Source organism: Psychrilyobacter piezotolerans, assembly GCF_003391055.1.
Classification (GTDB): Bacteria; Fusobacteriota; Fusobacteriia; order Fusobacteriales; family Fusobacteriaceae; genus Psychrilyobacter; species Psychrilyobacter piezotolerans.
Window position 1 is genome coordinate 124,679 of record NZ_QUAJ01000001.1, and the last position, 26,652, is coordinate 151,330.

25 protein-coding genes are annotated in these 26,652 nt (G+C 30.8%); 4 read left to right on the forward strand and 21 right to left on the reverse strand.

From position 1 onward, the window contains the following. Positions 1–55 precede the first annotated feature (55 nt). On the reverse strand, positions 56–1,237 hold the full coding sequence (locus tag DYH56_RS00565; protein ID WP_114640899.1) for a nucleotidyltransferase: 1,182 nt from the start codon (positions 1,235–1,237) through the stop codon (positions 56–58). 365 nt (positions 1,238–1,602) lie between these two features. Between DYH56_RS00565 and mgtE the strand changes: the two genes are divergently transcribed. Beyond that, complete coding sequence (gene mgtE, locus DYH56_RS00570; RefSeq protein WP_114640900.1) at positions 1,603–2,958, forward strand: magnesium transporter; 1,356 nt, start codon at positions 1,603–1,605, stop codon at positions 2,956–2,958. 10 nt (positions 2,959–2,968) lie between these two features. Then, a complete protein-coding gene (locus DYH56_RS00575; RefSeq protein ID WP_114640901.1) occupies positions 2,969–3,736 on the forward strand; it encodes a type III pantothenate kinase in 768 nt (255 codons plus the stop codon). Between the two features lie 86 nt (positions 3,737–3,822). On the opposite strand, the gene DYH56_RS00580 is transcribed toward DYH56_RS00575, so the two are convergent. Continuing rightward, positions 3,823–4,665 carry an MBL fold metallo-hydrolase gene (locus DYH56_RS00580; RefSeq protein ID WP_114640902.1) on the reverse strand — a complete coding sequence of 281 codons (843 nt, stop codon included), beginning with the start codon at positions 4,663–4,665 and terminating at the stop codon, positions 3,823–3,825. 151 nt (positions 4,666–4,816) lie between these two features. Between DYH56_RS00580 and DYH56_RS00585 the strand changes: the two genes are divergently transcribed. Next, positions 4,817–5,254 (forward strand): hypothetical protein, encoded by a 438-nt coding sequence (locus DYH56_RS00585; RefSeq protein ID WP_114640903.1) that lies wholly within the window; start codon positions 4,817–4,819, stop codon positions 5,252–5,254. Between the two features lie 56 nt (positions 5,255–5,310). Here the strand turns inward: DYH56_RS00585 and DYH56_RS00590 are convergent, their stop codons facing one another. The 5 genes from DYH56_RS00590 to DYH56_RS00610 form a co-directional block, all read right to left on the reverse strand. Continuing rightward, the gene (locus DYH56_RS00590; RefSeq protein WP_114640904.1) at positions 5,311–5,481 is read right to left on the reverse strand and encodes a 4Fe-4S binding protein; all 171 of its coding nucleotides are present in this window, start codon (positions 5,479–5,481) and stop codon (positions 5,311–5,313) included. Between the two features lie 245 nt (positions 5,482–5,726). Beyond that, on the reverse strand, positions 5,727–5,870 hold the full coding sequence (locus tag DYH56_RS00595) for a FeoB-associated Cys-rich membrane protein (RefSeq protein WP_114640905.1): 144 nt from the start codon (positions 5,868–5,870) through the stop codon (positions 5,727–5,729). 153 nt (positions 5,871–6,023) lie between these two features. Continuing rightward, positions 6,024–8,225 carry a ferrous iron transport protein B gene (feoB, locus tag DYH56_RS00600; RefSeq protein ID WP_114640906.1) on the reverse strand — a complete coding sequence of 734 codons (2,202 nt, stop codon included), beginning with the start codon at positions 8,223–8,225 and terminating at the stop codon, positions 6,024–6,026. A 67-nt stretch (positions 8,226–8,292) separates the two neighbouring features. Next, on the reverse strand, positions 8,293–8,529 hold the full coding sequence (locus DYH56_RS00605; RefSeq protein WP_114640907.1) for a FeoA family protein: 237 nt from the start codon (positions 8,527–8,529) through the stop codon (positions 8,293–8,295). Positions 8,530–8,620: 91 nt separating this feature from the next. Beyond that, complete coding sequence (locus DYH56_RS00610; RefSeq protein WP_114640908.1) at positions 8,621–8,848, reverse strand: FeoA family protein; 228 nt, start codon at positions 8,846–8,848, stop codon at positions 8,621–8,623. 406 nt (positions 8,849–9,254) lie between these two features. Between DYH56_RS00610 and DYH56_RS00615 the strand changes: the two genes are divergently transcribed. Continuing rightward, complete coding sequence (locus DYH56_RS00615) at positions 9,255–10,664, forward strand: aminopeptidase P family protein (protein WP_114640909.1); 1,410 nt, start codon at positions 9,255–9,257, stop codon at positions 10,662–10,664. 535 nt (positions 10,665–11,199) lie between these two features. Here the strand turns inward: DYH56_RS00615 and DYH56_RS00620 are convergent. From DYH56_RS00620 to DYH56_RS00685, 14 genes are all read right to left on the reverse strand, one after another. Continuing rightward, on the reverse strand, positions 11,200–11,787 hold the full coding sequence (locus DYH56_RS00620) for a hypothetical protein (protein ID WP_147269576.1): 588 nt from the start codon (positions 11,785–11,787) through the stop codon (positions 11,200–11,202). Next, entirely contained in the window at positions 11,747–12,481 is a 735-nt protein-coding gene (pgeF, locus tag DYH56_RS00625) for a peptidoglycan editing factor PgeF (protein ID WP_114640911.1), read from the reverse strand. The genes DYH56_RS00620 and pgeF overlap by 41 nt, the downstream gene beginning before the upstream one ends. Positions 12,482–12,624: 143 nt before the next feature. Further along, positions 12,625–14,340, reverse strand: coding sequence for an arginine--tRNA ligase (argS, locus tag DYH56_RS00630; RefSeq protein ID WP_114640912.1), 1,716 nt, complete (start codon positions 14,338–14,340; stop codon positions 12,625–12,627). A gap of 927 nt (positions 14,341–15,267) precedes the next feature. Next, on the reverse strand, positions 15,268–16,482 hold the full coding sequence (locus DYH56_RS00635; protein WP_114640913.1) for a dTDP-glucose 4,6-dehydratase: 1,215 nt from the start codon (positions 16,480–16,482) through the stop codon (positions 15,268–15,270). 2 nt (positions 16,483–16,484) lie between these two features. After that, positions 16,485–17,441 (reverse strand): glycosyltransferase, encoded by a 957-nt coding sequence (locus DYH56_RS00640; protein ID WP_114640914.1) that lies wholly within the window; start codon positions 17,439–17,441, stop codon positions 16,485–16,487. Further along, positions 17,431–18,378, reverse strand: coding sequence for an NAD-dependent epimerase/dehydratase family protein (locus DYH56_RS00645; protein ID WP_114640915.1), 948 nt, complete (start codon positions 18,376–18,378; stop codon positions 17,431–17,433). Before DYH56_RS00645 ends, DYH56_RS00640 begins: the two co-directional genes overlap by 11 nt. 24 nt (positions 18,379–18,402) lie before the next feature. Then, a complete protein-coding gene (locus DYH56_RS00650; protein WP_114640916.1) occupies positions 18,403–19,797 on the reverse strand; it encodes a flippase in 1,395 nt (464 codons plus the stop codon). Further along, entirely contained in the window at positions 19,787–20,635 is an 849-nt protein-coding gene (rfbD, locus tag DYH56_RS00655; RefSeq protein WP_114640917.1) for a dTDP-4-dehydrorhamnose reductase, read from the reverse strand. Before rfbD ends, DYH56_RS00650 begins: the two co-directional genes overlap by 11 nt. 44 nt (positions 20,636–20,679) lie before the next feature. Further along, positions 20,680–21,258: a dTDP-4-dehydrorhamnose 3,5-epimerase gene (gene rfbC, locus DYH56_RS00660; RefSeq protein ID WP_114640918.1), complete on the reverse strand. Its 579-nt coding sequence runs from the start codon at positions 21,256–21,258 to the stop codon at positions 20,680–20,682. Between the two features lies 1 nt (position 21,259). Then, positions 21,260–22,132, reverse strand: coding sequence for a glucose-1-phosphate thymidylyltransferase RfbA (gene rfbA / locus DYH56_RS00665; protein WP_114640919.1), 873 nt, complete (start codon positions 22,130–22,132; stop codon positions 21,260–21,262). Between the two features lie 48 nt (positions 22,133–22,180). After that, complete coding sequence (locus tag DYH56_RS00670; protein WP_114640920.1) at positions 22,181–23,089, reverse strand: glycosyltransferase family 2 protein; 909 nt, start codon at positions 23,087–23,089, stop codon at positions 22,181–22,183. Between the two features lie 524 nt (positions 23,090–23,613). Further along, a complete protein-coding gene (locus DYH56_RS00675) occupies positions 23,614–24,648 on the reverse strand; it encodes an EpsG family protein (protein WP_114640921.1) in 1,035 nt (344 codons plus the stop codon). Further along, a complete protein-coding gene (locus DYH56_RS00680) occupies positions 24,645–25,598 on the reverse strand; it encodes a glycosyltransferase (protein ID WP_158538999.1) in 954 nt (317 codons plus the stop codon). The genes DYH56_RS00675 and DYH56_RS00680 overlap by 4 nt, the downstream gene beginning before the upstream one ends. Beyond that, positions 25,591–26,649 carry a glycosyltransferase gene (locus DYH56_RS00685; RefSeq protein ID WP_114640923.1) on the reverse strand — a complete coding sequence of 353 codons (1,059 nt, stop codon included), beginning with the start codon at positions 26,647–26,649 and terminating at the stop codon, positions 25,591–25,593. The genes DYH56_RS00680 and DYH56_RS00685 overlap by 8 nt, the downstream gene beginning before the upstream one ends. Positions 26,650–26,652: the final 3 nt, after the last annotated feature.

Genomic DNA, 26,652 nt, shown 5'->3' on the forward strand with positions numbered 1-26,652 from the left:
AATCATAATTCTACAGAAGTAGGGGCAATTCATGAATTACCCCTACATAAATCTTTTAATTTTTATCCATTAATTCACTTTTCATAATTATAGGAAACTTCCTCTCCTCATAGGGACTGACTATCCCGTATATCCTGTCACATTTTATCTCAAAATTCAGGAGTTCCCTCTCCCTTTCATCTAAGATCAGGCTGACATTTTTTAATCCCGACAGGGGTTTTATCCTCAAGTTTTCTTTTTTTTCCTTGAGATATCTGCTTCCTGCCTGAGAAAACCCCAATATTTTTACATATGTAGTTCCGGCCTTGGTTTCATCTATTATTTTTTTATCTATCTTCAAAAGGATATGGGCCAATACCCTTTGGATCCTTCCATTGGTATATCTCTTGGTCATTAGATTTTTATAAAATTCATGAAAATCCGGATATTTTACTGCCATCTCAAAAACCCGGTTATCTAAGCCTATTTCCATATCTGCGATAAATTTAAGTTCCTCATAGTTATTTAAAATTTCATATCTCAACAGGGGATAGAATTTCTCCAAATAAGTAGGAGTGCCTAAGATCTCAAAACTTTCTGCCGGCATCACTCTTTTTATCTCCTCCACCCTGCCTTCCTTTATCATCTCCCTTATGGAGGTGGCACTGGTAATTTCATCTATTATTTCCTTATCATGATACCCCACAGCCTTTCTTTCTATAAGGGTGGGTTCCATGGATGAGCCCAATTTTCTGATGGCTTTGATATATTCTACCCCCAGTATATCGTTGGGTTTTAGGATACCTTTTTCTCCTAAAAGTTCCTCTATAACAGAGTTTATAGCATTGGGATAGGATACCCCCTCCTCCATCCTTTCCTTTATCTTTTCATCCACAAGTTTTTTTTCATCTATCTGCAGATAGGCAATTTTTTTTAATTTTTCTAAGTCCGAAGATTCCGAACCAAAAACTAAAGTTTCCGCCCCTAGTTTATCCAGGATATCCACAGCTCCATGGGAAAATATTTCCGCTGACTGGGCAGAATAAAATACAGGCAGCTCCACCACCAGATCTACCCCATTTTTAAGTGCCATACGAGCTCTGGTCCACTTATCGTATATTGCAGGTTCCCCCCTCTGTAAAAAATTACCGCTCATGACTGCTATGACCAGGTCACCGCTTTTTTTAGCTTCCATCAAATGAAGTTTATGTCCATTATGAAATGGGTTGTACTCTACTACTATTCCTGTTGCTCTCATCCTTCTCTCCTTTTTAACTACAGACTCCTCGATCCTTGCTACTATATAACTTTTGAATTCAACTTTTAACTATTTTTTATTGGGACTGAGTTTTTTTATTTTTCTTTACCTTATTTTGAATTTTTTACTCATTACCATTATTATACATAATTTTTTTATATTCTTACTATATATTTTAAAAGTATTGAAGATATTTAGTATCTATATTATAATACCTTGGTTATTTAAAAATATTTTTTTTGCAATAAACTGATGTTTTTTATTAACAAAATAAATTTAATTTTAAAAAGGAGTTGGGTTATATGGACGATTGTATACGCAGGCTGGATGTGATGAAACAAATGTAAATCAAAGGAGGACTATATGTGAAGAACATACTTTTAGACTTAATCAAAGAAAAAAAGTTTAACAAACTTAAGGAAGAATTGATCAAATTAAACCCAGTTACCATCAGCGAGATAATTAGCGGGGTGCCTACTAGAGAGGAAACAATAATCTATAGGCTGCTGCCAAAGGAACTGGCAGTAAGATCGTTTTCCTATTTAGAATCCGAGGAACAGTTAAGGCTGATAACCTCATTTTCTACAGGGGAAACTACAGAATTAATAGATGAATTATTCTTTGATGATTTGATAGACTTGATCGAGGAAATGCCGGCTAATATCGTAACCAAGATATTGCAGGCATCTACCTTTGAAAACAGAAAAAAGATAAACCATTTTTTAAGCTACCCGGAAGAATCAGCAGGCAGCCTCATGACCACTGAATACCTTTCTTTAAAAGAAGATATGAGTATCGGTGAGGCACTAAAATATATTAGAAGGACAGGAAAAAATTCAGAAAGTATCTATACGGCTTATATTACCGATAAATCCAAAAAACTATTAGGAGTTTTGTCTCTCAGGTCAATTATTTTATCTGAATTAGATCAGCAGATATCGGATATATATAAGTCCGATGATATAGTTACTGTAAATACCCTGGATGACCAGGAAATTATTGCAGATAAATTTAAAAAATACGACCTCATCTCCATCCCTGTTGTAGACTTAGAGGGAAGATTGACCGGAATAATCACCATAGATGATATTGTGGAAGTTATAGAGGAAGAAAATACCGAAGATATGCAGAAGATGGCTGCCATCAATCCCCTTACAGATAAATATATGGATGTAAATTCCCTTGATATGGCAAAGAAGAGGATTCCCTGGTTGCTTATCCTTATGATTTCAGCATCTTTTACCTCTGGAGTAATTGGAAAATATGAGCACACTTTGGCCCTCCTCCCCATACTGAATGGATTTATCCCTCTATTGATGGATACAGCCGGGAATTCCGGTGCTCAGACATCTACCCTTGTAATCAGGGAACTTTCACTGGGAAATATCGGTGTAGGAGACTGGTTTAAGATAATGATCAAGGAATTTAAAGTCAGTTTTCTTGTAGCCATTATCCTGTCTATCGTTAATTTTTTAAGATTATATTATCTGGAGATGACTCTTTTTGGAAGGGTTAACAAATTTGAAATTGCATTCGTAGTTTCTTTCACCCTGTTTTTTACTGTTGTTTTAGCAAAACTAGTGGGAGCACTCCTTCCATTGGGAGCACAAAAATTAAAATTAGATCCCGCTCTTATGGCCGGACCATTAATTACAACAATTGTAGATGTACTAGCCTTGATAGTTTATTTTTACCTAATTACCACTTTTATGCCTGTATAAGGAGGACATCATGTTAATAGCATTTGATATTGGAAACACCCATATTGTCACTGGAATCCTGGATGACAAAGGAAATTTAATCACTAGTTTTAGGATCGCTACCAAGGATAACATCACCGAAGATGAACTTTTTTCATACTTGAAAAATATTACCGATTTTAACGAAATCAAATTAACTAATGTTAGGGGGGTTATAGTTTCTTCTGTAGTTCCCGGACTCATCAGAATTTGTGATTACCTGGCAAAAAAATATTTTAACCTGTCCCCATTAATTATAAATCTAGACCTTAACCTGCCTTTTGATTTCGCAGAAGGATTAAACAACTCCGGATTCGGAGCCGACAGGATAATAGATATAGTACAGGGGTTAAAATTACATCCAGATAAAGATCTGGTGGTCTTTGATTTCGGAACAGCTACTACCTATGAGATCCTTATAGATAAGGTCTATGTAGGGGGCGGGATTTTGCCGGGGATAAATATGTCTATAAATTCCCTCTTCGGGAATACAGCTCAGCTGCCTAAGGTAAAGTTTGAAAATCCACATACCATAGCCGGAAGAAATACAGTTGAACAGATCCAAGCTGGAATTTTTTATGGATACACCGGGCAGATCAAAGAGATTATCAGAAAAATCAAGGAGATCTATCCGGATATCTACGTTATTGCCACCGGCGGACTGGGTGAGATCATCAGTAAGGAAGTCAGTACCATCGATGAATACCTTCCAAATCTAAGTATTGAAGGGATGTATTCTATCTGGCTGGAAAATAACTAGATTATACTTTACCCTCTCCTAATTTAGGAGGGGGATTTTTTTTAACAGCTAACCTAGTTTAGGAGAGAAAAATAAGAAAGGTGAAGTTAAGAAATCTCAAAAACTCTCCCTGTATTAAACTCCTCAATCTGCTCTCCCAATATTTTCTTTAGCACACTAAACCCTTTTTTCCCTGTACAGTGGCCTGTATAAATATGAGGTATTCCCATTAGTTTTTCTCCTATATTTACCACTCTTTTTTCAGGTTCTGCCAATTTTTTAGTTATATTATTCTGAAGATGAAACCCTCCTACAAGGCCCTTTATCCTCATATCTGGATACCTGTCCTCCACACTTTTTACCATATTTAATATTCCCCCATGAGAACACCCGGTAAATACTACTAATTCACCTTTTTTTTCCTCTATTACCATGATCATCTCGTGGGAAAAGTCATCTGGAATATAGATCTCTCCGGTTTTTTTATAGAGATGGGAATTTCCCTTGAGAACCTCCCCTTCAGAATGGGTATTTATTATAAAACTTATATTTTTATCTAGTTTAAACTCTTTATCTACCAGAATAAACCTGTCTATATTCTCTTCTAAAAGTTCATTTTTTACCCCTATATATTTATAGAATCCCAGTCTCTTTGAATAGACCTCTGCTTTAGCTCCTCCACTGATTATTATCTTGGCAGTTTTATTTATTTCTAAAAATTTAGCCAGCCCTCCTACATGGTCGTAGTGGGCATGGGACAATACCAAATAATCTACCCCTCCTATATCTACCCCTAAGATTTCGGCATTTCTGTAAAATAAGTCATCTTTTCCCGTATCAAACAGTATTTTTTTATCTGCTGTCTCTATATGCAGACTCAATCCATGTTGTGATTTAAGATCTTCCTGTCTGGAATATAGATCGTTTTCAACCAATGTAGTTATCTTCATATCCGCCTCCTTTTTTATTTAATTTTAACAAGGAAATATTATTTTTCATAGGTATAATATTAAAATAGGAAATCAAAAAAATTGAATTTACGAAAGGGTAATTCATGAATTATCCATACAGTTCGCTATATGCGGTAGGAGGGGAGATTTTATGTCCGATAAAAGAATTATAGATAGCGATGAGTTACTCCGTTTGATCAAGAACAACTCTAGAAAAAACGAGGGTGAGGAGGGTGAGTTGGACTACGATATATTTATCGGTTTTGCCGATGGTACCTATGAAGGAATTGAAGTTGATACCAGTTATCATATCCTCGTTAGGAATGAATTTTTATTTATTTCTCAGATAAAGGAGTTTTTAGAAATCTGGGAAGGGGGAAATCTGGAAAATGAGGAGGAAAATGCTACTTGGTTTATCTCTGATTATTTCTCCGATGGAAATATCTATGAGTTAGAAGATGTAGACAGGGTGTTCAAAGAATATATTGTAGAGGGAGATGAATTTATTGTGGTAGGAAGTCATGATGAACTCTTCAAAACTATGATTGAAAATCCAGGGAAAAGCCTTGTAGTGGAATGGAGTAGATAGATTTATTATTTATACTAAAAAAAGTAGTCCTAGGACTACTTTTTTATATAAATCAATTATCCTGCTGTGATAGCGTCTACTGGACATGATCCTGCACATGCTGAACAATCGATACATGCATCTGAGATTTCATATTTTCCATCTGCGTCAGCTGAAATTGCTGCTACTGGACAAGTTCCTTCACATGCTCCACATCCGATACAAGCGTCTTTATCAATAATATACATAAGTGTTACCTCCTAAGAATTTGATTTACCTTACCCTTAATATACTCTAAATATTTCTGTATGTCAATACTTTTTTTCTTCTCTACCCCTTGTTTTTACTAGGTTTGTTTGGTTATCAAACTATATAGAAATCTTTGTTTTTTATAAGAATCAAATTTCTCACTCTTTCTATATATTAGAATATATCTTTTTATTCGTTAGTCAAAAATAAAAAAGCAACGTGATGTTGCTTTTTAGATCTATCTTTATTTTATCTTACCCTTGGTTTTGCAGGTTTCAGCACTGGGGCATCCCCCGCATTTGGATTCTCCCTTAAATGATTTAAACAAACTTCTCAAAGAGTAATATGAGATACCTATTAATATTAAACTTAAAAATATAGTTTTCATAAATCCACACTCCTTTAACTCTCTCTGATTCTCTCTCTTTCTATAAAGAGAGAGACCATTTTATTAACCCTCGCTTTAATCACATTTTAAATTAAATTAAATTTAATTTATATCTAATTTAAATATTCGTGAATCGAGAGGGAAGGGAGAGTTCTAAATAAACAATCTTCCTATTTGATAGATCAATGTAGATACAACATATGGTACCAATACCAAGAATCCTGTTACAAACCACATAAATTTATGTCCAAACTCCTGCTTTATAGCTGCTAAGGTAACTACACAAGGAACAACCAACAGAATAAATACCATAAATGAATATGCTTTTAATGGTCCCTCTTTATCTCCGGCCCACAGATTGGATACGGCTTGTACAACTCCGGTTCCCTGTTCCTCTATGGCATCTGCATCTGGTGCTTCGAATAATCCAGCTATTGCACTTACATCTATTATACCTAAGAATGAATCCTTTAATGCAACTCCTAAACTTCTAACCTGTTCTGTCAGATCTTCTCCCACGGTAGTAACTTCTTCATTTTCATCTTGGCCTCCCTCTTCTTTAAGAGGTAATACTTGAGCCATAAATCCTACTACAACTTCCTTAGCTGCTATACTCGGTACAACTGCGGCTACCGCTTCCCATCTGTCTCCAAAACCTGTTGGTTTCATAATAGGAGCTACTGCTTTTCCAAACTTTGCCATATATGAGTTTTCTGTATCTCCATGATTCGGGAAATAAGTCAATGCCCATAAAATTATCAATACTCCCATGATTACTGTTGTAGCTTTCTTCAGGTATGATCCTGTTCTTGTGAATGCTGACCTGGTTATCATCTTAATACTAGGTATTCTATATGGCGGTAACTCTATTAATAATGCTCTGTCATCGGTTTTAAAATATTCATGTTTTCTAAAAGTTAATCCCACTAGCATAGCTACAAAAATTCCTAAGAAATATAAACTCATCACTATCATTCCGGCACTCTTACCAAAGAAAGCTGCAGTAAATAATCCATAGACCGGTAGTCTTGCACCACAAGACATAAACGGTGCCATTAAAGCTGTCAATCTTCTGGATTTCTCATCTTCTAAAGTTCTGGTAGCATAGATGGCAGGTACTGTACACCCAAATCCTAATACCATTGGTACAAATGCCTTTCCATTTAATCCCATAGTTCTCATGACCTTATCCATTAAAAATGCTACTCTGGACATATACCCGCTTTCCTCTAATATAGCCAGGAAAAAATATAAAAATAACATCAATGGAACGAAGACTAATACTCCTCCAACTCCTGCAATCAATCCATCCAGCACAAATGAACTTAACCAATCTGGTGTTCCTTCTACAAGGATTCCGGCATATTTACCAATAAATCCATTTATAAACCCGTCTAGCCAGTCCTGTAATGGAGCTGCACCATTAAATACCGTCCCCATAAGACCAGCAATTAATATTAAAAATATAGGCAGTCCTAAAACTCTATTGAGTAAGATCTTGTCTACCTTATCTGTAAAATCTAACCTTGACTTCATAGATGTCTTCAATGTGTGCAGAAGGATCCCCTTTACAGCCCCATACCTGCTCTCTGCAAATACAGTCTCTACATCTTCATCAAATTTATCCTCTATCCTGGCAATAGATTCCTCTACTAAATCGATCTTATTTATTCCATATCCTTTCAACTTTCCTAAGAAATGTTTATCAGCTTCCAACAGCTTTATAGTTATAAAATCCATAGAGTATTTTTTCATTACAGGAATAAATTCATCGCTGTTTTTAATAAATTCCTTTACTTTTTTCATCTCTGATTCTAAAAATTTATCAACTCTCAATTCATATTTAGAATGTACCTGTCCTTTATGTTCTTCTGCTACCAGTAAAGCTTTTTCCAGCAGTTCTTTTATTCCTCTATTTTTTAACGCACTGGTTGGAACAGCCTGCATTCCCATATGTTCCTCAAAATGCTTTAATTCTAATTTATAGTTTAATTTTTCAAATTCATCTACAAAATTTAATGCCATCAGCATCGGCTTCCCCAGTTCTTTTAACAGCATAGTCAGGTATAAATTTCTATCTAAGTTGGTTGAATCTACTACATTTATTACTACATCCGGGTTCTCATTTATGATATAGTCACGAGTGATTTTTTCTTCCAGGGTATATGGACTGAGGGAATATACTCCCGGCAGATCCACTAACTTAATTGTTTGACCCTTATGCTCAAATTGTGCTTCTTTTTTTTCTACTGTAACTCCCGGCCAGTTTCCTACCTTTAGGGATGAACCTGCTATTTCATTTATCAGTGCTGATTTACCTACATTTGGGTTTCCTGCAAAGGCTATCTTTATCATTTCTTATCTCCCCTGTCTCCTACGGGCAATTTATGAATTACCCCTTCGTAAATTTTATTTTTTTTAATTATTTAGTTTCTACAACATCTTTTATTTCAATATGATTTGCATCTTCTTTTCTGATGGCTATCCCTGTGCCCTTTATTAAAAATTGCTGAGGATCTCCAAGGGGAGCATCTCTTTCTAATTTAATAACTTCTCCAGATGTGATTCCCATATCTGTCAGTCTTTTTTTCAGTTCTCCTAATTTACCTATCTTTACAATTACTGCCTTTTCCCCTCTGTTCAGTTCTGTTAATTTCATCCTGCCCTCCAGTTATATTCCTTATTCAAACCTATTGTTTTATATTATATTTTGAATTTCAAAGTATTCTCCTAAAAAAAAGGGCCGAGCCCTATATTTCATCTACAATAATTTTACTTGCCAGCCCGAATCCAACTGCATATTTTGAAGTTTTTGTTTTAAGTATCATATCTCCTCTACAGCTTCCCTCAGAAACACAGAGACACTCTCCTACACAAAATCCTCTCTCTGAGAGTTTATTCTTAGCCCTATCTCCACCTAATATTTCAACAATTTTTAATGTTCTATCCGATGCAGCAAATGTTATTGGACAAGCCATAAGATCCCTCCTAGTACTGATTTTCCTTCTATAATCAGTCTACCAACTTATTAAACATTTGTCAAGAATAAACTTTGACAATAAAAGTATTTTTATTCCCATATAATTTTTCAAAATATTTTGTTGTTTTTTCACCGAATATATTGAATATATGGTAGGATAACCTTGAGGTTATACTAAAAACTTATAACTAAAAAATAGAACGCTGATGCTATGCATACATGGATAATATAAAGATGATCGCAGATTTAATTTTAAGTTAAGAAAAAAATCAGCGAATATCCGTTAAATCAGATTTAATCCGCGTTCTATGAATTATTAGAAATTTGTAAAAAAAAAACGCTAGTTATAATCTGGGTAATCACGAAAGTAGCCTAGACAAAAATATAAAAAATAGGGGGATATTATGTTTAGTAAAGAAACTTATATTGAAAGAAGAAAAAAATTAAAGGAAGAATTAATAAAAGAAAAAAAATCAGGTCTTATTCTTATTACCGGAAACGGTGAAGCTAGTATGGATTATTTAGATAATACCTATGATTTTAAACAAGATAGTACTTTTAGATATTATTTCGGTATCGACCGGGCTGATATGTTTGGTCTTATAGATTTGGACAATGATAAGGATTACATCTTTGGATATGACTACACCATCTCCGATGTTATATGGATGGGACCTCAAAACTCTTTAAAGAATGAAGCTCTTAATTTTGGAATAGAAAACACAGGATCATACGATGATTTAAAGCTATTTTTAGAAAATAGCAACGATAAAAAAGTCCATTATCAGCCTCAATACAGGGGAGATAATATCATCACCTTAGGAGAACTTTTAAATAAAACTACCTGCGAGATCAAAAATGGAAGCTCGGAAAAACTTTGCTACGCCATAGCTGATCAGAGAAACTACAAATCTTCCGAGGAGATCGAGAAGATAGAAGAAGCAGTCAACGTTACCCGTGCCATGCACTTAAAAGCCATGCAGACTGCAAAAGCCGGGATGAAGGAATATGAAGTTACGGCAGAGATCCAAGGGGTAGTTTTAGGCAATCACTGCACCAATAGTTTTCCTACTATCTGCTCAACTAACGGTCAGACCCTTCACAACCACTATCATGGCAATACCCTGGAGAGCGGAAGGATGCTCCTCATCGACTGCGGAGCAAAATCAGCCTCAGGTTATTGCGGAGATATGACCACTACTTTTCCTGTCGACGCAAAATTTACTCCTAAACAAGCTGTTATCTACAATATATTGATAGATGCATACGATCATGCTGAATCTATATTAAAAGCAGGAATCACATATAAGGAAGTTCATCTGGCTGCTTGTTCTAAAATTGCCCAAGGGTTGAAATCTTTAGGGCTTATTGTGGGAGATCTGGATAAAGCTGTTAAAAACGGAGTCCATGCACTGTTTATGCCTCATGGATTGGGTCATATGATGGGGATGGATGTACATGATATGGAAAATTTTGGAGAGGTTATTGTGGGATATAACGGAGAGGCAAAGTCAACTCAATTTGGATTGTCTTCCCTTAGAATGGGAAGGGTTTTAGAGGATGGATTTGTTTTCACTGTGGAGCCGGGAATATACTTTATTCCTGAACTTATCAAAAAATGGAAAGATGAGGGGATTAATTCTGAATTCTTAAATTTTGAAAAAATTGAAGAGTTTCTAAACTTTGGCGGGATGAGATATGAGGGAGACTATGTTATAGAAAATGGCAGATCTCGTAGACTGGGATTGAAGATGCCAAAAACTATTGAAGAAGTAGAAGCCGAGAGAGCCAAGGCTTACATCAATAGCCTATAACTAAACATTTTAAAACCTTCAACACAAAGTAAATAAGATAAAGAGTTACACTAAGAAAAACTTTTTCTTGGATATAACCTTCCTCTCAACGCAGAGTCACAGAGATCAATGAGATTCACAGAGTTAAATCTTTTTTCTTGGTTAGAACCTACTCCTTTAATGCTGACTATCGCAATATTCTATGTTTATGACAGTAAACTAATAGTATATTGGTGATGCACACATCGGGTAGGTTCTAACTTTTTTAATTCTGACTTTTATTTTGACTCTAAAAATGAAGTTTATAGTCGTTGAGCTCCAGCTGTGTTTTTCCTACAATAACGATCGTGTATTACTCAGCTAAGACAACTTATAAATCTTCTTGAACTTTTACGTCTCATTTTCTTTCAAGAGAAAAGAGACCCGTATTAAAGATGGAATCTTTAGAATCTTTTTTTGCCACCAATTTACACTAATCTATAAACCTTTACTTCTACAACACAGAAACTTTTTTGACACAGATCTTTATAGAGCTAAAATAAAAGATATACGTTTATTAGAATATAACCTGCTCCAATTCTTCCGTTCCTATAAAATCATAGGGAAAGACCATAAATCCGCCGTCATTATCTAAATCCAGCTCATACCCAAGTTCTTTTGCAGTAATATAATATATATACCACACATACTTGGAACAATAAAAACTATTGGTATTTTTTCTCGAACTTATAAAATATCCTTTATCGGTATGTTTTTTTAAGTTTTCTACAAACAGTTTTTTAAATTTTTCATCGAAATGTTTATATCTCAGTACCATAACCTTCCTGTCTTCATACAGCCAGGAATAGGTATCAATCTCATAATATCCCACTCCTAATTTGGGATAATCACCTATGGTATCTTCTTTTACCACCATGGCCGCATGGCCGTACCACCCAAGGGGGTCCTTTACAATCTTATTCTTTACTATAATATCTCCTACCTCTAATTTTTCCGTCCTGTACCTTACCCGTATGATATCCTGCCATTCCCTCTCTACAGGTATACTGGCACAGGATGTAAAAATAAGTAAAAATCCAAAAAAAATAAGGATTTTAATAAAATTATTTTTTCTTAAAATATATGAATGCTCCATTTCTGCCACTTAGCTCCCCGTCCCTTCTGTACGAATGAAATTCATCCCTGTAAGTACACCTATTAGAAATTATTATATTTTCTTCCTCTATTCCCAGCCTTGTCAATATCTGTCTGTTAAATTCTATATTATCGTAGTAGTAACCGTCTGATTTTATGGAAAATACCAACCTTGTCATCTCCTTACCATACCGCCTGTAGTAAGCCTCAAAGAACTCCTCTCCCACCGGGTAGTTATCAGCAGATATCCCTATACCCAACCCGATTATAATATCTTCTACCTTGGAGCCGTATTCAGATATCATCTTTTCTATCATATTTTTCTGGATACCGTCAAAAGCTCCCTTCCACCCGGCATGGCAGAGTCCCATGACCTCATTTTTCTTGTCATAAGCATATATGGGCAGGCAGTCTGCATACTGGGTAAATAAAACTAAATTTTTATTTTTTGTGATAAATCCATCGGTATCCAGGTAGATGTCTTTTACCTCATCTTTTATCACCGCTATATTTGCAGAATGGGTCTGGCCCGCAAAAACTATAGTTTTATCCTCTATATGCAGAATTTTTTTTATCCTATCTCTAGATACCAAATCTTGCTTTATTATCCTGCTGTCTATCAGATCTTTGGTAGTATAGACTGCCCCTATCCCCAAATCATCAAATTCCTCTATCTTATAGTATTTATCTTTTTTTATAAACATAAGTTCTCCTTTTCAACTCCACCTATATTGTTTTTATTTCGTATAGTAAAAGAAGAATTCCAGTGGAATTCTTCTTTTGCTTTTTTTCTCCTATTTTATACTTCGGTTTCTCTAGATTTAGAGAAACCATAAAAAGGAAGAGTTTACATTCTGTCTACTGTTTTCATACCTAATAATCCTAATCCCTCTTTTAAAGTCTTGGCTGTTCTGTCAGCAATCAATAATCTAGAGTATAGGATCTCGTCCTCTTGGTTTAATATCGGGCAGGCATTATAGAAAGTATTGAATTTCTTAGCTAATTCATATAAATAATCTGTGATCAGGTTTGGCTTATACGTTGTAGAAGCCTTGAGTACCGCTGCCGGGAATTGATTCATATGCAGAGCCAGTGCTTTTTCTGCTTTTTCTATAAATTTCACCCCAGCATTTTCATCTAAGTTTTTAGAAGCTTCTGCCCCTTTTCTAAGGATAGACTGGATTCTGGCATATGTATATTGTAAATAAGGTCCTGTGTTTCCTTCAAAACTTAAAATCTTATCCCATTCAAATATTATTGCACTCTGTCTGTTTTGAGACAGGTCGGCATATTTAACAGCTCCAGTTCCAACTACTTCTGCAATAACGTCTTTTTCCTCGGCCGAAAGTGTAGGATTTTTTTCCTCTACTACTTCCAACGCTCTTCTTTTGGCTTCATCTAACAGTTCCTCTAATTTGATTACATTTCCCTTTCTAGAAGAGAATATTCCATCGGCAAATCTCATAATTCCAAACCATATATGTTGTTTTTCGATATCCCAGCCCATCATCTCAGTTATTGCGAAAAACTGCTTAAAGTGATCCTGTTGTCTTTCATCGGTTACATAGATCAATTTATTTACATCGTAGTTCTCTTTTCTGAATTTAACTGTAGCTATATCCGAAGTTGCATATAGGAATGCCCCGTCTCCTTTTTGTACCAGACACGGATTTAGCTTTGTTTCCTCAGGGAAAAATACAACCTGGGCTCCCTCAGATTCCACAGCTATTTTCTTTTCCTTCAATTCTTCTATAACTCCCGGCATTATATCATGGTAGTGAGATTCACCGAAATATGTGTCGAACTCGATATCCAGTCTGTTGTATATATTGTTATATTCATTTAACGATACATCTATAAATTCCTTCCAAAGTCTGTGGTTTTCTTCGTCACCTTCATGTAATTTTTTTAATTCCAATCTTGCCTGATCGTTTAATTCCTCGTTATCCTCCGATTCCACAGCAAATTTTACATATACTCTCTCTAATTCCTCGATAGGAGTTTCCTTATATGCATCTTTATTCAGCCAGTTTCTATACCCTATGATTAATTTCCCGAATTGCGTTCCCCAGTCACCGATATGGTTGTCTGCCACTGTATTATATCCCAAATGATTGTAAATTCTCTTGATGGAATCACCTATGATAGTGGATCTAAGATGACCTATATGCATCCTTTTAGCGATATTAGGAGAAGAATAATCTATAATAACATCTCCATGGGTATCTAAAAATGAAAAGTCATATTTTTCAGTAGTCATGGTATTTATTCTTTTCCCTAAATATTCTTCCTTTAAGTATATGTTGATAAATCCTGGTCCTGCTATCTCTAACTTTTCGATGATTTCATTTTCGAAGAACCCCTCTACCAGCTTTGCAGCTATTGCTCTGGGATTTCCTCCTATTATTTTAGAATTCATCATGGCAAAGTTCGTCTGGAAATCTCCAAATTTATCATTTGCAGTAGGCTGGATATCTACTTCTTTTAATCCTTCTACCCCTTCAAATGAATTTTCCACCATTTTATTAAATATACCTGCTATCTCTTTTTCAATAAGTAACATATTTTCAACTCCTATTTCTTACAATTTTTATAATTTATTTACTTTATATTTTAACATATTTAATTGGAATTTTGGATTTTTTTTACCCATATTTTTTTGTCATGGATTTCTAAAATTAAAATCTTTATACTAAACTCACAAAGGAAAAATTAAAACCTTTAATTCTTTGCCACTAATTTACACCAATCCATAGAACACGAATCTCTCTCGAGATACACTGAAACTCTATAATTTTCACTGATTAATTTTTTTATTGGTTAGAACCTTTTTGGGGTTCTGACTTTAATTCCTTTTTCTAGATGTTACTTTACTCCTCAGTATACTTCTTACGAGTTTCATCGTGTCCACCATGCCCGTCAGGCAACCCACTAAGAAACGGGGATCTAAAACCTCTCAACGCAGTGACTCAGAGCTCACAGAGACTACCTTTATTTCTTAGTTAGAACCTTCTATCTTTGACGCAGACTAAATTCTGACTTTTAATCGAAGTTTATAGTCGTCCAACTACAGCAGTACTGTTCCTACAATGACGATTGTGACTTACTCCACTAAGACAATTATAAACCTTCTTGAACTTTTACATCTCATTTTCTTTCAAGAGAAAAGAGACCCGTATCAAGGACGGAAACTTTGGATCTTTACTATACTCTTCTTTTTTATGGTTTCTCTTCAAAAAAGAAACCGAAGTAGTAATGATTAGCACTTTTAAATTTTGAAGACGATCATATCTAACTCCTTCTGTCCTTTGGACATCTTCCTCGCTTCGCGGTGACGATTATTAGAAATAATTTATAAATAAAAATCATTTCTAAATGTCAAGAGGGAGAATTTATCATAAAATTTTTTACATCAATGAAGATTGATGTTCATTAGTGACTAGTTTTTTTTCAGAAAAAAAGCACAGTTTCCTGTACTCTATATTTTTCTCTATTTGTTATACATATTTTCATAGTACTTAGCATAATCTCCAGATACTACATCATTTACCCACTCCTGGTTATCCAGATACCATTTAATTGTTTTTTCGATCCCTACAATAAAGGGTGTTTCCGGATAAAAGCCAAGTTCTTTGACTGTCTTTGTCGGATCTATGGCATATCTTGCATCATGCCCTAATCTATCCTGTACATAAGTTATTAGATCATAATTGATATCTTCAATATTACATTTCACAATACCTTTGTATTCATCTTTTATCTTTTCCTTGTCACAAGTCACTAGTTTTTTTATTGTATCGATAGTCATCTTCACAATATTTATATTAGTTTCTTCATTGAAGCCGCCAATATTATAAGCTTCACCTAATCTTCCGCCATCTATTACCATGTCGATACCCTTACAATGATCTTCTACATAAAGCCAGTCTCTGACCTGTTTCCCATCTCCGTATACTGGTAGTTTCTTTCCTTCCAGTATATTTTTGATAATTAAAGGAATTAATTTTTCAGGAAAGTGATAAGGCCCGTAGTTATTGGAACACCTTGTTACATTTACCGGGAAATGATAAGTTTCATCATAGGCCCGAACCAGCATATCAGCACCTGTTTTAGAAGTAGCATATGGTGATCTTGGATCTAAAGGAGTTTCTTCTGTAAAAAATTCATTACCAAATACTTTAGGTATACTTTCTCTATCTTTCAATATTCTTTTCATTTGGTCATTTGTTACTGCTAATTCTTTTCCTTCAGGATATTCTCTACACAATGAACCGTAAACCTCATCTGTACTTACCTGTAAAAACTTTTTCCCATCTTTATAGACAGGATATCCTTTGTCATCCTTAGCAATTGACCAATGCTGTTTCGCCACATCCATCAATATCTGGGTTCCTAGAATATTAGTTTTTAGAAATATCCCCGGATCTTCTATGGATCTATCCACATGAGATTCCGCAGCAAAGTTTACCACAGTATCTATATCATGATTCATAAAAATGTTTTCTATCAATTCTTTATTGCAGATATCCCCTTTAATAAAAGATACCCTGGAGTCTTTGAAGTCTTCCTTTATAGTTCCTAAATTTCCTGCATAGGTAAGCTTATCTAAAACTATATATTTATCTTCCCTATTCTGTTTTAATTTATATTTTAAAAAGTTGGCACCAATGAAGCCCGCTCCGCCTGTTACTAAGTAAGTTTTCATAATTAAATTCTCCTTTTTAATTTTTTTATTATTTTATAGATTATTTTTAAAGATATAGGTGGTATTAATAGAACAAAAGGTATGATTTTTACATCAATTACACTAACATATTTTAATGTACTATAATATTTTATATAATATTTGAAAGTTAGTATTCTATCTTTTCTTATTAACAAATAATATTTCAAATTAAACAATCCTGATTTTCTAGAATGATCTTTTATTACTTTTCTTTTATCTGAATCACTATATTTATTTGGTAACATGAATATAAAATTTTTCCAATCTTCTCCAAAAACTTTAAATGGATCTTTTTCCCAGTAACTGCCATTTTTTTTCTTATTCGTGGTTATTACTTTAAAATTTGACCAACATATTTCCATATTTTTTTTCAATGCCATTTCTAAGAGAATCCCCATTTGAGGGAAATTAGTTCCTAAATATTTAATATGTTTCTTTTTTTCAAACACCTTCATCATTTCATCTCGATTATAAATCGTTGCTCCTGTCATTGTTACATGCCAACCCAATTCTAAAAAAAATTTTTTTCCAGAATTATAATTTTTTTTAGAAAGATTAATTACACGATCTGGTTCTGTATTTAAAATAATTGAAGTATATTCTTTTTCTTTTATTAATTCCAAAATTTTTTTCAACATTCCTTTTTTTACTTTTAATGAATCTCCTAAATACCATATATAATCTTCTTTAGGTAACATTAAAGTTGAAATACAATTTTTATCATGCCCTAATGATTTTTTATTTTTTATATAGTGGATTCCTTCATATTTTTTTTTTAATTCTTTTACAACAAACTCTGTTAAAGAATTATTACTATCATCTGAAATATATAAAGGAATTTTGAATTCCTTTAATTCTTCTATTATTTCTAATATATTTTCTTTTAGGATTTCACTTCGATTATACGTAGGAATAGCTATTGCAAATTTATTTTTCATATTTTAATGTTGACTCCTTTACACAAGTTTCATAGATATACGTTATTCCTTCTTTTAGTGTTATTAAATCTATTTTTTGTATTTTTTGTATTTTTTGTATATCTAATATCATCTTTTTTGAATCCTCTAATCTTGAATCTTTATAAATAATTTCAAATTTTTTATTAGTAATTTCTTCTATCATTTCTATTATTTTTTTTATTGAAACCCCTCGCCCTGAACCAATGTTAAAAACTTCATTTTTAATAGTTTTATTTAAAATCAAATTAGAACTTAAACGACACAAATCTTCAATAGTTATAAAATCCCTAATTACACTTCCATCGCCCCATATTTCTATTTTTTCATTATTAACTAGTTTTTTTATAAAAATTGGAATTATTCCTTGATGTTTTAATTGGTTGATGCTCATTCCATAAGGGTTCGAAGGTCTAATTATTAAGTAATTAAAATTATTTGATTTTGAAGAAAGTTTAATATAATTTTCTAACAAAACTTTTGTCCAACCATAATAATTTATAGGATTTAAAGAATCTATTTCTTTGTAAATTCCATTTTCTTTATAATCTCCATAAACTGTTCCTCCTGATGAAAAATAAATAAATTCCTTTATTTTTAACCGTTCCAATGAATTTATAAGTTTTATCGTTGGGTTTACTACGTTTTCCATTTCTAATTCTAAGTCTTGTTCATTGCTAGACGGAATTAAAGAAGAAGCTAAATGGATTATTCTTTCTATCTGATATTCCTTTATTATATTTTCTAATTTTTTTATATCTTTAAGATCACCTTCTATTAAAGTTATGTTTAATAACGATAATTTTGATTTTTTATCATTTACTTTATCATATATATATATTTTTTTTTCTGACTTTAATAATTCATTTACTAAATTTACACCTATGAATCCTGATCCACCTATAACCAAAGTTTGCATTTTATACCTCCTGGTAATACAAAATTAATTGTTTTCATATTTCAATCTTCTTTTTCCTATAATATCCAATATTATTTTTTCTTTTAACATAATTAATGAAAATAAATATATTAAAATTCCCATTATAATTTTTAATATAAAATTATCTAAAAAAGATAAAATTATTAACATAATTATCCCTGAAACTAAAGATTTTAACATTAATTTTATATTGAATTTAAAATATTCTTTAGAATAATATATTTGAATAAAAGTAACTACTCCTTCTGTTAAAACAGTTGCTAATACTGCTCCCATTGCATTATATTTTTTTATTAAAACAAAGTTTAGTGCAATATTTATTATTGCTCCTATTAAAACTGAAATAGTTATTTTTTTTTCATTTTTTGTAGGAATTAAAATTTGACTACCTGTTATATTATTCCAAGTCCAAAATATTATTGTGATTGACATAACTTGAATCAATATATATATATTTAAATATTCTCCTGTAAATAATAAATTCACTATATCTTTTGCAGTTGCTATTATTCCAAAAATTAAACCAACTGCTAATAAAGTCAAATAATCAAATGATGTTTTAATCATATTTTTCATCTCTTCATATTTTTTATTGCTATACATATTAGATATTCTTGGTAACAATACTGCTCCTACAGTTGTTATTAAAATCATAGACATAACAATCAATTTATTAGACACATTATAAAAACTTACATATTTTTTATCTATTAAATACCCTATCATCAATTTATCTGATAAAGTATATATAGATATAGTTATTTGAGGTATAAATAAGTGTATACTTTCTTTAAAGTGTTTTTTTATATTTAATTTCTGATATTTAAATGAGATTTTTTTATTTATTCCTATCCAAAAAATAAAATTAGAAAACAAATTTAATAATGCAACTAAAAGTGCATACTTTTTTAAATCCTCTGGTTCCTTTACCAATATAAAAAGTAAAATTAATAAAATCATTTTTATTATAATATTTCTAAGTGATATTTTTTTAAAATCTTCTATTCCTTGATAAAACCAAGAGATATCAAAGATCAATGCAAATATATTTATAGATTGATATAGTATTAATATTTTACTCTCAAAAATATTAATACTTAAAAATAAAACTATAATAGTTATTAAAACTGTTAGTGTTCTAAATAACTGAATTTCTATAAAGTTCCTAGACAAATTTGTATGATCATTCCTTACATATGCTATTTTTCTACTTCCATATATGTTACTTCCTAAAGTTGCAAAAATAAGAAAATAAGATATAATTGTAAAATTATACGTATATATCCCCATATTATTCGCATTTAAAACTCTTGTTAAATATGGTAATGTAATTAATGGAATTAATAAATTTACTAATTGATATAACATCTGATAAAAATAATTTTTCTTAAAACTCACCTTTCAACTCCATTAAAAATTTATCTATTCCTTCTTTCCAACTAGGTATTTTCATTCCTATAACTTTCTCTAATTTTTTAGAATCTAACTTACTATACTCTGCTCTTTTAGCTGGTAACTTAAAATCACTACTTTTTGCCCTATTTAAAGTTCCATTCCAACCTATAGAATTTAGCACATATTTTGCTTGATCATATTTAGAAGCTTCTCCATCATTAGATAGATGATATAATCCATATTGTTTAGTTTTAATTAATTCCCATGAATATTTTGCTAAATCACATGAATAAGTCGGACTAGATACTTGATCATTTACTATAGATAGTTCATCCCTTCCTTTAGACCAATTTATAACCTGTTTATTAAAATTATTATTTCCTATACCAAATACCCAAGAAGTTCTAACTACAAAACTTTTTTCATAATTCTCTAATACTAATTTTTCTCCCTCTGCTTTTGATTGACCATAAATAGATAATGGACTTACTTTATCCTTCTCAGTATATGGAGCTTTTTTCTTCCCATCAAAAACAAAATCTGTAGAGTAGGTAATAAGCTCTGCTCCTATTTCCTTTGCGATTAGTGAAAGATCTTTAGGCGCATAGGCATTTAATTTATAACAAGTTTCTTTATCTTCTTCTGCTTTATCTACATTGTTATATGCAGCACAGTTTATTATCAACTTTATATCTTTACCTTTTATAAATTCTCTAATTTTTTCTATATCTGTAATGTCTAATTCTTTATAATCTGTAGCTATATATTCTATCTTTAGTTCATCAAATAACTTTTGAAAATCATAGCCTAACTGTCCATTAGCCCCTGTAATTAATATCATATTTCACCTCTTAATTCTGTGATGAGTGACATGTTACTTTCTTCTTATAACTTCACTCCACTCTCTACAAACTCTTTTAGTGTTTGCTGTACCTTATCTTTTTCAGATAATAATATCTCTTCTTCTTTCAATCCATATTTTTCAAAGTTCCAATCGATACTTATATCACTATCATTCCACAATACTCCTGAATCAAATTCTGGGGCATAATAGTTGGTACATTTATATTGGAATTCGGTATCATCTTCTAAAGTTAAGAAACCATGAGCAAATCCTTCTGGCACATAAACCATCCTTTTATTTTCTTCTGTTAACTCCACAATATAATGTTGTCCAAAAGTTTTACTTCCATCTCTAAGATCTACAGCTACATCCAATACAGAACCAGCTATTACCCTTACCAGTTTCCCCTGGGTATGTTTAGTTTGAAAGTGCAATCCTCTCAAAACTCCCTTTTTAGATTTCGAGTGATTATCTTGGACAAATTCCATCTTCAATCCTATCTCTTCAAAGTCCTTCTTTGAATAAGATTCCATAAAGAATCCTCTGTTGTCTCCAAATACTGTAGGTTCAATAACAACTAATCCCTCTATCCCAGTTTCTATTCTTTTAAATTTAGACATATTAGCACTCTCCTCCAACAAGATGAAGCAAGTACTCTCCATAGTGAGATTTTGAAAGAGGCTTAGCCAGTTCGCAAACCTTTTCCTTATCTATCCATCCATTGTTAAATGAAATTTCTTCTAAACAAGCAACCATTATCCCTTGTCTTTTTTGTACTGTTGATACAAAATTTGCAGCATCTAGCAGCCCTTCATGAGTTCCCGTGTCTAACCATGCCATTCCTCTTCCAAGATTGATAACATTTAAAGTGCCCTCATCTAAATACATCTCATTAAGAGTAGTTATTTCCAACTCTCCTCTGTGGGAAGGTTTTACAGCCTTGGCTTTTTCAACCACTGTATTGTCATAAAAATATAATCCTGGTATTGCAAAGTTAGATTTTGGATTAGTTGGTTTTTCTTCCAATGAAATGGCCTCTCCTTTTTCATTAAATTCTACTACTCCAAAAGATTCTGGATTAGTTACCGGGTATCCAAATATTGTAGCTCCTACAGTTCTTTTAGATGCTTCTGTTACCATTCCTGTAAGTCCGTGACCATAGAAAATATTATCTCCCAATACTAATGCACAAGGTTCTCCATTTATAAATTTCTCACCAATTATAAATGCCTCTGCCAGACCATTAGGATTTTTTTGTACTGCATATTCCAATTTCATTCCAAAGTTACTGCCGTCACCTAAAAGTTCTTTGAACGTAGGTAGATCACGAGGAGTAGATATAATCAATACCTCTCTTATATTTGCTAGCATCAATACAGATAGTGGATAATAAATCATCGGTTTATCATATATTGGATTGATTTGTTTACTTATTGCCTTTGTTATTGGGTAGAGCCTTGTGCCAGATCCCCCAGCTAAAATAATACCTTTCATAACTTGATCTCCTTTAAATATTTTTATTATACTTTACTTCTTATCACTTTAATTTTTTAATGTTAATTTATATTTATAATATTCTTCCTTATTGATTTTTATCATTTTTAAATATTGGTTTTTAAAAGTTATTAAAAATTTAAATACTAAATTTAAAATTAGTATTGAGTAACTCCATTTTAAACTTTTAACTCCATAAACTTTATTAAAATATTTATATCTACTTTCGTACATCATTCTTGACCTATGTTCTTTAAATTCAAATGATTGACCTTCTAAATGTATTATTTTAGCTTCTGGAATAGAGATAATTTTATATCCTAATTTTTTTACTCTATTTGTCAATTCAGTTTCTTCATAATACATAAAAAAATCTGGATCAAAAAAATAAGAATTCTCTAAAATTTCTTTTCTAATCATCATATCAGCACCAGTTATATATCCAACTTCTTTCGGAAATTTACTATAATTAAAATCTGCTCTTTTTTTGAATATTCTTTTTTTTATAGTCGGTATAAGAAAAATTGATTCTATTTCTGACTTTATTGAAGGTAATTTTTGTGAAAATGAGTGTATTGGCACCAATCTTTGACTGTAAAGGTTGGCACCACATATTCCTACACAAATATTTTTTTCCATATAATCAAATAAAATTTTAATTGCATTATTTACTAAAATAGTATCTGAATTTAAGAGAAATACATATTTTCCTTTTGAATTTTTTATCCCTAAATTATTTGCCTTTCCAAATCCTAAATTAACTTCACTTTTAATAAATTTTATTTCACTTCTATATTTGTATTCTTTTTCAAAATAATTTTGTGAACCATCATTAGAAGCATTATCAACTAAAATTATTTCATATTTTAGTTGTTTCGTTTTTTCTATTACGGAATTTATTGTTTCTTCTGTTAATTTTAAAGTATTATAATTTATTACTATTATTGAAATATCTATGTTCTACACCACCTTATTTTTTAAAAATGTCCATCTCTCTAAAAACATTGGCCACCAATTTAAAAATGCATATAGCATTATAATTGGATTTATATATGTTAATATTAAAATTATTCTATTTAATTTTTTTCTCCTTGTATAATGAAATAGAGCTATAATAAGCACTATTTCAGTTTGTTTAATTTTTTTAATACATAATTAATATAGACGCTGTGGATTAGTGTTTTCTCCTATATCTTAGACTATTTTCTTAAGGCTCTAATCGTAATTCATGTTTAATTGTTAATTAATTAGATAACGCTCGACGTTTTATATATAGCAATGATACGTTAACATAGTTTTTATGGATCACAACATCAAATAAATTATTCAAGGAGTGATAACTATGATTTTTGTTGGTATCGATGTTGCTAAAAATAAACACGATTGCCATAATTTTGACTCTTCCAAATAAACGATCGAAACAAAATTTTCTTTTCTAAATTTTTTAGAAGGTTTTTACAACCTTTAAAAATATTTTAAAATTAGTTTTTTAAAAAATAAATCTGATACGGTATGTATGCCGATTTATCACTTTTAGTAGATATAATTATTGTTGCTAAAAATAATATCATCATGGCTAAATAACAAATATAATTTAAAATTTTATATTGCTTAAAACATAATATCATCTGAGGAATAATCAGTATATAGAATATCAAATAAAATATTGATCCTCTGATCCCAGCATGTCCATATTTTATTAATGATATATATACTAAACTTCCAATTGTAATAGCATTAATATAAATATTATTATCACTATTTTGTTCTCGCAATCTATCACTTAACATAACTGTAGCTAACATTAAAAAAATTACTAAATAATATATTATTTCTCCGCCACTGCCTTTATGATCCTCAACATAAACTGAATAATTTGGAATAAATTTGATAATTAGAAATTTTAGAACTTTATCAAAAAAAAAGCTTCCACCTAATAAAAAAGTCAATATAAATTTATTAAATTTAATTTTTTTTAAAAAATATAATGGCAGTATAACAATTGCACTTTTATGCACTAACGTAGCTATGCATATTGTAGTTATATATTTTAAAATATTATTATTTTTAATATACTTAACAGAATACAAAGTTATTGATAAAGCCATATATTGCCTCATCATGCTAAGTGATCCTAAAAAAAACATTGGGATACCTAAATATACATACAAAGAAAGAGTTTTGTTCGCACTATTTTCTTTGATTGCAATATACAAGTAATATATTATAAAAATTCCATATAATATTATTAATACTTGTGGATAATTTATAAACCAAGTTATTTTTAAAAAAATCTTATTTATTAATTCTATTCTATTATATGCCTCAAGATAATCTGTTGATTTAGTTGCCCAATTATAATATCCCATAAAATCATAACCAACATCATATCTTAAAATTGTAAACAATAACATTATTATAATATTTAGTTTGTAACCTAAATCATTATCTTTATAATAATTTTTAAAATATAATATTAAACTTAATATTATCAATAACAATACATAAATAATCATATTTTCCCTTCTTCCCTGATTCTTACTAGAAATAATTTTATTAATTTTTTTATAATTTTAAAATTTATATTCTTAAAAAATATAAATAATATTTTTTTTGATTTAAATTCTTTAAATATTTTTTTTCTATATTCTTTTTGTTTCATCTCTTTTTTTAAAAATGGAGTTACGATGTTTGCAATAATTATTCTTGATATATTACCATTCCATTTTTTCTCTAATCTAAATTTTTCAAGTTCTTTCACTACATAAAATTTATCTTCGACTAATTTAATACTATTTATGACATTTATGGAATTAGTTGTTGAACCCATTCTTTCTCTTCTATAAAAATATAAAACTTTATTTATAAATTTTACTTTTTTTGCTTTATAAAATAATTGAGGTAAAGCTAGTGCATCTTCGGCAAAAATTCCTTCTTTAAAACAAAAATTTAATTTATTCAAAAACTCTCTTTTATAAAGTTTATCACATGGTCCCACAGCAGGATCTAATTCAAAATAATCAATACCTGATAATACTTCACTATTATATTCTATAAACTTATATGGAAAATTTTTTTCTAAATTTTCAACAAAATAATTTTCATACAAGCATTGCACTATATCTAAATCATTTTTTTTTGCTTTTTCATACATAATTTTAAACATATCATAATCTATAAAATCATCACTATCTATAAATGATATATACTCACCACTAGCACTTTTTAAACCCAAATTTCTTGCTGATGATTGTCCACCATTTTCTTTTATTATTAATTTTGTCTTTTTAGGATATTTAATTTTATACTCTTTCAGAATTTTCAAACTATAATCTGTTGAACCATCATCAACCAATATAACTTCTAATTCTTTTAAAGTTTGTCTGTATACAGTCTCTAAACATTCTTCTAGATACTCATCCACATTATACACAGGAATAATTACAGATATTTTAATTTTATCCATTATATCCCACCTCATTAAATACTTTTCTCATATTTTTCACATAGCTTTTAAAAGAGTACTTCTCTAGATAGATTTTTCTTGATTCATTTTTAGATTTTTTGAAATCACTCATTAATTTTTCTATAAATTCATCTTTAGAGTTACAATTTCCACCAACCAATGAACAATCAATATCAAACCCTTCAAAAGCTTCTGTTGTTCCATAAATAAGTTTTCCAAACATCATTGCCTCTGTTGTTTTTGTTTTCATTCCAGATCCAGAAAAAATTGGACAAACAACAACTTTAGTTTTATAATAAAACTCATCCACATTTTCTACTGTCCCGATAATTTCAACGTTATTTCTTGTATATTGATCTTTTAAACACTCCATTCCTTTTCCTATTATTTTTAATTTCCCCTGTACATGTGGCATAACATTCTCAATAAACCAGGTTATCCCTTCGACATTTGCAAAAAAATTAGATCCAACAAACAAGTAATCAATTTCATAATTTTCTATTTTATTTTTGTTAAACCTATCTTTTAATGATAATGGAATTATTTTGTAATTATCTCTTTTATAAATTTTGTTTAGCTCTTTTCCATCACGCTTATTTAATAAAATTATTTTGTCCGAATATTTCGCTGATAGTTTTTCATTATAATATACTGAAGGAAGTAAAATAATATTTTTCTTACCCTCGATCTTTATCTTTTCTTTTATATATTTATAATCAATATTATGAAAAAAAGTTATTATTTTTATAGTTTTATAATATCTTTTTATCTTCAAAATCATTCCACCATTTAAAGAACCATCAAAAAAAATATAATTATACTTGTTTTGTTCTATTTTTTCCATTAGTAGATTTTCATCTTTTCTAGTTAAACCTACACCACGAAGTATTAAAAGTTGAAATATTTTTTTTATTTTATTAGGGTTCTTTTTTATTATAAATTGATCCAATTTTCTTTCACCAAAAACCTCAATTAGCGACTTAAAATTTGTATCACTTACAATACCTCCTCCAGTTTTATCACTTTCATAACCAACATATAAACACTTCATCTA